This window comes from Variovorax sp. ISS6 (genome assembly GCF_056523145.1).
This window is the reverse complement of the sequence record NZ_JAWRZC010000001.1, coordinates 4,256,494-4,265,583: the sequence shown is the minus strand read 5'-3', so window position 1 is coordinate 4,265,583 and position 9,090 is coordinate 4,256,494. Positions and strand designations below refer to the sequence as shown.

At 72.0% G+C, this 9,090-nt stretch carries 10 protein-coding genes and 1 pseudogene; 1 reads left to right on the top strand and 10 read right to left on the bottom strand.

What is annotated here, in order from left to right; all coding sequences use genetic code 11:
• Positions 1-36: 36 nt before the first annotated feature.
• The 6 genes and pseudogenes from AC1HIL_RS19970 to AC1HIL_RS19945 all read right to left on the bottom strand — a co-directional run bounded on the left by AC1HIL_RS19970 (position 37) and on the right by AC1HIL_RS19945 (position 3,726).
• Positions 37-282, bottom strand: coding sequence for a FecR domain-containing protein (locus AC1HIL_RS19970; protein ID WP_479672795.1), 246 nt, complete (start codon positions 280-282; stop codon positions 37-39).
• Between the two features lie 151 nt (positions 283-433).
• Positions 434-1,042: pseudogene (locus tag AC1HIL_RS19965) on the bottom strand (FecR/PupR family sigma factor regulator); the annotation flags it as partial.
• Positions 1,043-1,100: 58 nt separating this feature from the next.
• Positions 1,101-1,601, bottom strand: coding sequence for an RNA polymerase sigma factor (locus AC1HIL_RS19960; protein WP_422097084.1), 501 nt, complete (start codon positions 1,599-1,601; stop codon positions 1,101-1,103).
• Entirely contained in the window at positions 1,598-2,320 is a 723-nt protein-coding gene (locus AC1HIL_RS19955) for an STN domain-containing protein (RefSeq protein WP_479669836.1), read from the bottom strand. The genes AC1HIL_RS19960 and AC1HIL_RS19955 overlap by 4 nt, the downstream gene beginning before the upstream one ends.
• A 175-nt stretch (positions 2,321-2,495) precedes the next feature.
• Entirely contained in the window at positions 2,496-3,254 is a 759-nt protein-coding gene (locus AC1HIL_RS19950) for a carboxymuconolactone decarboxylase family protein (RefSeq protein ID WP_479669835.1), read from the bottom strand.
• Complete coding sequence (locus AC1HIL_RS19945) at positions 3,232-3,726, bottom strand: (R)-mandelonitrile lyase (RefSeq protein ID WP_057594965.1); 495 nt, start codon at positions 3,724-3,726, stop codon at positions 3,232-3,234. The genes AC1HIL_RS19950 and AC1HIL_RS19945 overlap by 23 nt, the downstream gene beginning before the upstream one ends.
• A gap of 109 nt (positions 3,727-3,835) precedes the next feature.
• On the opposite strand from AC1HIL_RS19945, the gene AC1HIL_RS19940 reads away from it, so the two are divergent.
• A complete protein-coding gene (locus AC1HIL_RS19940) occupies positions 3,836-4,741 on the top strand; it encodes a LysR family transcriptional regulator (RefSeq protein ID WP_057594964.1) in 906 nt (301 codons plus the stop codon).
• A gap of 14 nt (positions 4,742-4,755) precedes the next feature.
• On the opposite strand, the gene AC1HIL_RS19935 is transcribed toward AC1HIL_RS19940, so the two are convergent.
• From AC1HIL_RS19935 to AC1HIL_RS19920, 4 genes are all read right to left on the bottom strand, one after another.
• Positions 4,756-5,112 (bottom strand): hypothetical protein, encoded by a 357-nt coding sequence (locus AC1HIL_RS19935; protein WP_261205788.1) that lies wholly within the window; start codon positions 5,110-5,112, stop codon positions 4,756-4,758.
• Between the two features lie 5 nt (positions 5,113-5,117).
• On the bottom strand, positions 5,118-6,590 hold the full coding sequence (locus tag AC1HIL_RS19930; RefSeq protein WP_261205789.1) for a DUF1501 domain-containing protein: 1,473 nt from the start codon (positions 6,588-6,590) through the stop codon (positions 5,118-5,120).
• A 43-nt stretch (positions 6,591-6,633) separates the two neighbouring features.
• The gene (locus tag AC1HIL_RS19925; RefSeq protein WP_479669834.1) at positions 6,634-8,469 is read right to left on the bottom strand and encodes a DUF1800 domain-containing protein; all 1,836 of its coding nucleotides are present in this window, start codon (positions 8,467-8,469) and stop codon (positions 6,634-6,636) included.
• A 210-nt stretch (positions 8,470-8,679) separates the two neighbouring features.
• The gene (locus tag AC1HIL_RS19920) at positions 8,680-9,027 is read right to left on the bottom strand and encodes a hypothetical protein (RefSeq protein ID WP_261205791.1); all 348 of its coding nucleotides are present in this window, start codon (positions 9,025-9,027) and stop codon (positions 8,680-8,682) included.
• Positions 9,028-9,090 lie beyond the last annotated feature (63 nt).

The following is a 9,090-nucleotide window of genomic DNA, read 5'->3' as shown; positions in this document are numbered from 1 at the left end:
AATCCGACTTTTTTTCGCGTGCGGCGCGGCCCGCGTTCAGCCCAGCATCACGATCCCGCCCGGCCAGCGCGTGGCGCGCGCGCCGAACAGCACCTCGATCTGCTCGATCGCCTCGTCGAGGGCGTCGATGCGGAAATGCCCGCTGAGCCGGTGGCGCGCGAGCGAGTCGCTCGCCAGCACGACGCGGCCGCTGCGGTAGCGGTTGATCTCGTGGATGGCCTCGCTCAAGGGCGTGCCGCGGAACACCAGCTCGCCACGGCGCCAGGCCTGGGTCTGCGCCATGTCCACCTGCGCCACCGGCGACACGCCGGTCGCGCCGCACCAGAATCTGCTCGCCCTCCAGCAGCGCGACGGTGCGCATGGGATGCATGACCTCGACGCGGCCCTCGATGCAGCTCACGCGGTAGCGCTCCTCCTGGCTCCACACGGCGACGTTGCCCACGCCGGGCACGATGCGCGTGTCGCCCGCGACCAGCTCGACGAAGGGCGCGCCGGGTCCGCGCCGCAGCGTGGCCTCGCCCGCGATCAGCCGGATGCGCTCGCCGCCGCCGGCCGCGCCGGCGGGCTGCACCGCGAGGCTGGTCTGGGTGTTGAGCATCAGCTCCACGTCGCCCGCCAGCGTCACCGTGGCCTGCTGGCCGGTGCCGGTGCGGTAGTCGGCCACCAGTTCGGACCACGAGGGCCACAGCGCCAGCGGCGGATGCACCACCGCCGCGACGGCCGCCGCGCCCGCGCTCGCGAAGCCCGCGCCGAGCAGCCAGCGCCGGCGCGTATCGACCGCCACCGCCGCGTGCGCGGCGGCGCGGGCCGGTGCCGCCGCCGCGGGAAAGAGCCGCTGGTGCGCCTGCGCCACGCCGCCGATCGCCTGCCATTCGCGCTTGGCGCGTTCGAAGGCCTGCGCGTGGCCGGGGCCGCACGCGCGCCATTGCGCGAGCTCGCGCGCGTCCTTGCGCGTGGCCGCGCCCGAGCGCAGCCGACGCACCCACGCGCGCGCTTCCGCGTCGAGACGGGAATCGGGGACTTCGGAATCGTCGTCGGCCATGTTCGAAATCATCGGTGTGCTGCTGACTGGACGTTCGGCGCCGGGGCCGGCCGCCAACTCAATCCTTGCGCGGCCCTCGCATCTGTTCGACGCAGAACTCGTGCGCCAGGTGGATTTCGCGTTCGACGCGCCGCAGCGAGATCGCGTAGCGCTGCGCCAGTTCCTTCTGCGGAATGCCCTCGACGCGCGAGGCGAACAGCAGCTGCCGGCGCAGCGGCGGCAACTGCTCCATCGCGCGCGCCACGGCCTCGAGGTCGACGCGCGCCTCGACGGCCACGGCCGGATCCACCGCCTTCTCGTCGGTCATCAGCAGCTCGTCGACCTCCTCGCCCGAGAGCTCGAGCCGGTCGGCGCGGATGCGGTCGATCGCGATGTTGACCGCGGTGCGCAGCAGGAAGCTCTGCGGACTGTGCACCGGGCCGGCCGGCGCGCGCGCGGAGAGCTTGACGTAGGTGTCGTGCAGCACGTCCTCGGCCAGCTCGACCGAGCCGAGCCGGTGCGAGAGCTTGCGGCGCAGCACGTCGTAGCGCTCCACCAGGAAGTTCAGCAGCGCCGTCATGGGCGGCAGTCGCCGGTCTGCGCCGGCTGGCGCGGCAGGATCAGCAGCGCGATCGGCTGCGCCAGGCCCGCGGGCGGCGCCGACGCGAGCGCGAGGCCGGTGAGCCGCGCGGCGATGCGCGCATCGCGCCGCTCGTTGCCGGTGGGATGCAGCAGCACGCGTTCGACCACCGGGGCCTCGGCATCGATCCAGAGATTGAGCGCGAGACGGTAGCTGCCGGGCATGGTGGCCGGATCGCCGCACAGGGCCGCGGTCACACGGGCCTGCAGCTCGGTGTAGTAGCCGCGGCGCGCGGCGGTGGCGGCGCTGGCGCTGGCCGTGCCGGTGGCCGCGGCAGCCGGCGCGGACCCGGCGTCCGGCGCCTCGGGACGCATCAGCATGAAGGCCGCCTGCGAGGTGTAGCGCACCACGATGCCGCTGCCCGCGAGCAGCTCGCGCAGCGCGGCCTCGGGCGTGCGCTCGCCCTGCAGCGGGCCGGCCATGCGGCCCTCGGCGATCGCGTCGTCGTAGAGCAGCGACTGGCCGGTCTGCGCATGGAAGCGGCTCAGCGCGGCGGCCAGCGGCAGGCGCGGGATGTCGAAGCGCATCGGCGCCGCGGGGTCGGCCGCGGGGTCGGCCGCGGTGGTGCGCGGCGCGTCGGCGCGCGCGGCCGGCATGCCGCTCAGGAGCACCGCCACCGCCATCAGTCCCGCCGCGAGCTGTGAACCCGCTGCGGGCATGCCGGATCGAGGATGGAGGTGCGGGGAAGGTGCATGCGCGGCGAGTTCGAAAGGGGCCGGGCCGCGGACATCGGGACCATCGCAGCCTGGGCGAGCCGGATGGTGACCGCGCGAGATGACGAAATCGTGTCCGAACGATGACGGCCGGCCCCGCGCCGGACCGGCCGGCGCGGGCTCAGCCGCCGGAACGCGTGGCGGCGAGCTGCCGTTCCAGGGCCTCGCGGGCTCGGCGCGCCGCTTCGGCATCGACCTGTGCCTCCAGCACCCGGACCAGTTGCTCGAGCTGCGTCGCGCCGAGCCCGACGTTCATCGCGATGCGCAGGTGGGCCTGGAGTTGAGGCTCGACGCCCGCGAGCGCCGACAGCATGCCGACGGTGGCGAGCTCGCGGCTTTGCCAGTCGAGGTTGTCGCGCTCGAACAGGTCGCCGAACAGATGGGTCTTGAGGAACTCGTCGATGGCCGGGGCGAAGTCGAACAGCGGGCCCCGGACCGGTCCGCCCGAGAGCTTCGTCTGGTTGGCGGTGCCGGCCGCGAGCAGGGCATCGCCCCGCGGAACGGGCCGCGACGGCAGCGGTCCTTCGCGGTCCCGCAGGCCGCGTTGCCGGCGCGCCTCGAGCACCTTCATCAACTCGCCCAGCGCATTGAGGCTGCGCGGAAAGCCCGCATAGGCGTAGACCTGCACCAGGAGCTCCTTGAGCTCGTTGACGCCCAGGCCGGCGTCGAGGCCCCGCTGCAGCGCGGCGGGCAGGCGCGCGATGTCGCCGCTCGCTGCGAAAGCCGCGATCGGAACGATCGCCTGCTGGCGCGCGCTCAGGGATCCGGTGCCGGCGGACGCGGCGTTCACGGGCGCGGCATGGCAGGCGGCGGCGGCCAGGCCCAGGGCGGAGGCGAGCGCGCTCCTGCGGGACCGGTCAACGCTGGGGGTATTGCGCATCGGACACCTTCTCGAGCCATTCGACGTTCCTGCCATCGACCGTGCCGGTGACGGCCAGGTGCGTCATCGCGGTGCCGGGCGCCGCGCCGTGCCAGTGCTTGACGCCCGGCGGGCACCAGACGACATCGCCGGGCCGGATCTCCCGCACCGGCCGGCCCCACTCCTGGGTCAGGCCGACGCCCGAGGTCACGACCAGGCGCTGCCCGGCCGGGTGCGTGTGCCAGGCCGAGCGCGCGCCGGGCTCGAAGGTGACGAGGCCGCCGGAGGCGTTGAGGGTCTCGCTGGCCGGCCAGACCGGATCGATGCGCACGCGGCCGGTGAAGTACTCGGCGGGCCCGGCCACCGAGGCCTGGCTGCCGGCGCGCGCGATCTGCTGGGCCTCGGCAACGGCTGGCGCGTTTTCGACGGCGCCGGCACTCAGGCCGTGAAGTGCCGCCAGGCAGAAGGCGGCTTGGAGGGGACGATGGCACATGGAGAGTTCCTGGGAAATGGACCGATGCCCGAACTCTATGAAGCGCGTCATTGGTTGAGAAGACTGCAAAATCGGGATGCACTTGTGAATCCAGTTCACCAATTCATCCGTGACCACCGAGAACCTCAACGACCTGCAAGCCTTCGTCGTCGTCGCGCGCGAACGCAGCTTCACGCGCGCGGCCGCGCAGATCGGCGTCTCGCGCTCGGCGCTCAGCCATTCGATGCTGGCGCTCGAAGCCCGGCTCGGCGTGCGGCTGCTGACGCGCACCACGCGCAGCGTCTCGGTGACCGATGCCGGCGCGCGGCTGCTGAACACGCTGGCGCCGCGGCTGCAGGAGATCGCGCAGGAGCTCGAGTCGCTGAGCGCGATGCGCGACAAGCCGGCCGGCACGGTGCGCATCACGGCGCACGACCATGCCATTGCCACGGTCCTGTGGCCGCGGCTGCTGCCGCTGCTGCGGGAGCATCCCGACATCGAGATCGAGTTCAGCGTGGACTACGCGCTGACCGACATCGCGGCCCGGCGCTTCGACGCGGGCGTGCGCCTGGGCAGCAGCGTCGACAAGGACATGGTGGCCGTGGCGATCGCGCCGCCGCTGCGCATGGCGGTGGCCGCCTCGCCCGGCTACCTGGCCGGCAAGCCGCTGCCGCTGGTGCCCGGCGACCTCACGGCGCACCGCTGCGTGAACCTGCGGCTGGCCACGCACGGCGGCCTGTATGCATGGGATTTCGAGAAGGACGGCGAGGCGCTCGGCGTCCGGGTGCGTGGGCAGGCGACGTTCAACAACACCTACCTGATGCTCCAGGCGGCGCTGGACGGCCTGGGCTTCGCCTGCGTGCCCCTCGACATCATGGCGCCGCACATCGCGCAGGGAACGCTGGTGCCGGTGCTGCGGGACTGGTGGCCGACCTTCCCCGGCTATCACCTCTACCACGCCAACCGCCGCCAGCTGTCGCCGGCACTGGCGCTGGTGATCGAGGCCCTGCGCTACCGGGCACCGCGCGGCAGCTGAGGCCGCGCGGGCGTTCAGCCCAGCCTGCGCCGGCCACGCACGCGCTCGTAGCGGTAGACGCGAAAGCCCTCGTCCTGCACGAAGCCCACGGGCTCCCAGCCGCGCGTGAGCGCGCAGTCGGTGATCTGGGCCATCTGCACGCCCAGGTAATCCTGCAGCCCGTCGTCGACCGCGAGCTCGAACTTGCGCAGCTCGCGGTCCAGCGCCTCGATGGCCGCGATCGCGGCTTCGACGCTGGCGAAGGGCCGGCGCCGCGCGAGGCCGGTGGCGGGCGCCGCGGGCGCCGCCGCGCGGCGCGGCTTGGGACCGAAGTCCACGCTGATGCCGCCCTCGACGCTGTCGAGGCTGCCCATCAAGGTGACGTGGCCCATGATGTTCATGCCATGAACCCGACGTTGCGCGGATACGCGATGCCATTCGCCGTGCGTCCGAAGTTCTTCAGGTTCGGCAGGATCTCGTCGAGCTGGCTGTCGGGCACGCCGAACCAGCGCGCGAGCGTGGCCGCGTACTGGTCCACCGAGGTGGTGGGCAGCAGCCGGCCCTGCCCCACGTGCCACTGGTCGGCATCGGCCGCGGTGTTGCCGATGCTCACGGGCGGCGGCGTGCCGTAGATCGCCCTGCCCTTGACCGCACCGCCGACCACGAAGTGGTGGCCGCCCCAGCCGTGGTCGGAGCCGTCGCTGTTGTACGAGAGCGTGCGGCCGAAGTCGGAGGCCGTGAAGGCCGTGACCTGCTCGGCCAGGCCCAGCGCCGCCATCTGGCGATGGAAGGCTGCCATCGCGTCGGACAGCCGCTGCATCAGGCCGGGCTGGTTGGCGATCAGGCTGTCGTGCAGGTCGAAGCCGCCCATCGAGACGAAGAACACCTGGCGCTTCACACCCAGCGAGGCGCGGCCGCGGATCAGGCGCGCGACCATCTTGAGCTGGCTCGCGAGGCCGTTGTTGGCCGGGAAGGCGCCGGCGGGAAAGTCGCTCTGGATCGCCGCCGTGACCTGGCCCTCGGCCTTGACCGCGCGCCGCACCACCTTGCTGTATTCCTCCTCGAGCGTGTGGCCGCGCGACTGCTGCGCGAGCTGCTGCATCGCGGCCTTGACGGTGTCGGAGCCGAACAGGTTGCCGGTGTTGTCGCCCACGCTGTAGATGCGCACCGCGCCGCCGGTGCCGACCTGGTACTGCAGCGCCCGGTCGCCCGAGAGAAACACGGCATTGCCCGCGACCGACATGCAGGTGAACAGCGCGCCGGTGTTGCCCGACAGCACGAGGTCGCCGATGTTGCCGCCCCAGCCCACGGTCGAGCCCTCGGGCGAGGACGACTGCCAGACCGACTGCTGGTCGTTGTGCGAGAACAGCTTGGGCGGCACCGGCCAGGCCTTGCGGTTGCCGCTGTCGTACTGGGCGCGCGTGATCGGCGCGATCAGCGGGCCGACGTTGAGCTGCACCGCCACCTTGCCTTCGCCGTGGAACAGGTCGGCCAGCGCGGTCATCGACGGATGCAGCGCGTACTGCCGCCCGCCCGGCAAGGCCTGCGTGGGCGCGAGCAAGGTGGGCAGCAGCTGGGCGCGCGGGATCGCGATGCCGCCGCCGGCGTCGCCGTTGCCGCCGCGAATCTGGCTGTACTTGCCGTAGCTGTCGGTGTCGCAGGTGACGACCGTGTTGGCGTAGTCGTTGCCGCCGTAGAGGAAGACGCAGACCAGCGCCTTGTAGTCGTCGCCGGGCGCGGCCTGGGCCGCGGCCTCGCCCATGGTCGCGAGGTTGAGCGCGAACGGCAGCGCGGTGCCGGCCATCGCGAGCTGGCCCGAGCGGCGCAGGAAGGCGCGCCGGGTGTGGCGCGCGGGATCGATCAGATGCATGGGCGCCGCTCCTGGCTGGCCGTGTTCGTCGGGGTCATGGGGTTCATTTCTGCACCAGGTATTCGGGCGCGCCCATCACCAGCATCACGGCGGCGCAGACGCGGTTGAGCCTGGCGCCCTCGCTGCTGCCGGCGTTGAGCGCGGGCGTGGCGAGCGCATTGGTGATCAGGCTCACGGTGGCGTTCGAGAGCTGGTTGCCGGTCAGCAGCAGGTCGAGCCGCTTCACGAGCGCCGCGGGGTCGAGCGCCAGCGCCTTCTCGGCCGTGTAGGCGGCGCGCACGTCGCCGTTGTCGATGCCGTAGGGCAGCGCGTTCTGCAGGAAGTTGAGGTAGCCGCCCACGCTGGACTCGTTGACGATCTGGAACTCGGGCGCGACCAGCTTGCGCTCGGCGATGGCGGTGGCCGGCGGCACGTAGCCGGGCCGGAAGTAGTTGAAGACCGAGGGCGAGCGCAGCGGGCTCTGACCCAGCCCGTAGCTGGCATTGCTCTGGTCGCCGATGCGCCAGGTGCCCTTGGTGGAGCTCACGCCGAAGCTGCGGCCCCATTGCGCCAGCCGCAGCATCGGTTCGCGCAGGCGGCCGAAGTCGGGGCTGGCCAGGCCGGCCGGCCCGCGTGCCTCGTCGTCGATCAGCACGGCGGCGAACACCGCCTTCATGTCGCCGCGCACGCCCGCGCCGTTGTCGGCGAAGGCCGCGGCCACGCGCTTCACATAGGCCGGGCTCGGGTTGCTCGTGACCAGCCGCTGGATCAGCTGCCGCCCGATGAAGGGGCCGACGTTCGGGTGGTTGAACAGCGTGTCGAGCGCGATCTTGAGCGCGCCGGCGCCGGGCGTGTTGGCGGGCACGGTGGCGCCGAGGAACTTCGCCTCGAGCATCGAGTGGCGGCTCGCGTCGAGCACCATCGGCCGGGTGGTCCAGTCCCTGGTCTCGACGGTGTAGCTCGCACCCGGCGGGCGGAAGCCGTTCTGCTCGCCGGGCTTGATGTCGAGGTCGTAGCCGGTGAACACGCGCGCGAGCTGGCTCACGTCGTTCTGCGTGTAGCTGTCGAGCGGCTGGCCGTCGGCGCCGGTCTTCGGCGTGCCGTCGGCCTCGAGCTGCTGCAGGCCGATGCTCATGAGCTGCATGACCTCGCGCGCATAGTTCTCGTCGGGCTGGCGGCCGCGGTTGTTCTCCTTCTGGTTGCCGCGCGTGTTGAGGTAGAAGCCCATCGCGGGATTGAGCGTCACGGCCTCGAGCAGCTGGCGGAAGTTGCCGGTGGCGCCGGCGGCCAGCATGTCCCAGTACTGGGCCATCATGTGCGTCGGCCAGCTCGAGCCGATGTCGTTGGCCGAGACCACGAAGATCTCGCTGAGCGCGAGCGCCATGCGCTTGCGCACCGCGTCGCCCGACAGCATGAGCTGGCGCCAGACGGTGGTGTCGATGTCGGTGCCGTTGTAGGGCTGGCTCTCGACCCATTCCCAGGCGGTCTGGGTGCGCGGCGCGTTGAACTGCTGCTCGAGCCAGGGCAGGTAGCCGAGGCTGCGCACCGTGGCGATCTCCGCCTCGGAGGCCGAGAACTGCGCCTGCAGCAGGAAGCGCGCGGCTTCCGCGTCGCTCCTGGCCTGCAGGTAGTGGTAGGGACCCGTGTCGGCGGGCGCGGACGTATCGGGCTGCGGATTGCCGCCGCCACCCGCGCCGGGGAAGATGCCGCCGCCCGCGCCACCGCCGCCTCCTCCACCGCCACAGCCCGCGATCAGCGCCGGCATCGCGAACAGCGCGAAGCCCTTCAGCGCCCCGGCCGATCCTTCGACGCCGGGCGTGCCGTCGCCGTCCCGCGCCAGCGGCGCATCCTCCATCCCATGAGCCGCTGCCTGCTGGCCGGCTTCTTCCGTGTCGAACATGACCCTCGCTCCTGCGGCGCCCGCGCGCCGATGGAGGTCAGGAGGCAAGGCCCATGCCCTACCGGTTTCCGTGGATCGAGGGGCCGAAATCGACGGACTTTCGGCTTAGAAATGTGAACTTGTGTGACTTTTTCGTCGCCCAGGAAACACAATTTGACAATTCCTGCCCTGAATTGTCTTCAGCAAGCGCTCAGCAGGACACTGCGCGTGTCAGTCGTCGTCCCCGTCGTCGTTGGGCGCGCGGTACGGGTAGCCGGGACCGTAGTAGAGCCGGCCCGGCGGCGGCGCGATCAGCGGTGCCGGCCGGTAGTACACGGGCGGCGGCGGGCGGTAGTACACCGGCGGTGGCGGCGCGTAGTAGATTGGCGCGGGCTCGTAGTAGACCGGCGGCGGCGCGTAGTACGGCGGCGGATAGCCCGCGCCGGGCGTGCCGATCTCGATCGACCAGTGGCCGCGCGCGTTCGCGGCACCGGCCGCGCACAGCGAGGCGAGCGCCACGGCGGCGAGCGCGGCCACGTGCAGGCCGCGCGACGAGAAGGAAGAAGGCTTGAGGTTCACTGAGGGCTCCCGGTGCGGGCTGGCTGGAAACGACCGCCAACGGCGGTCCGATGCACGAGCAAC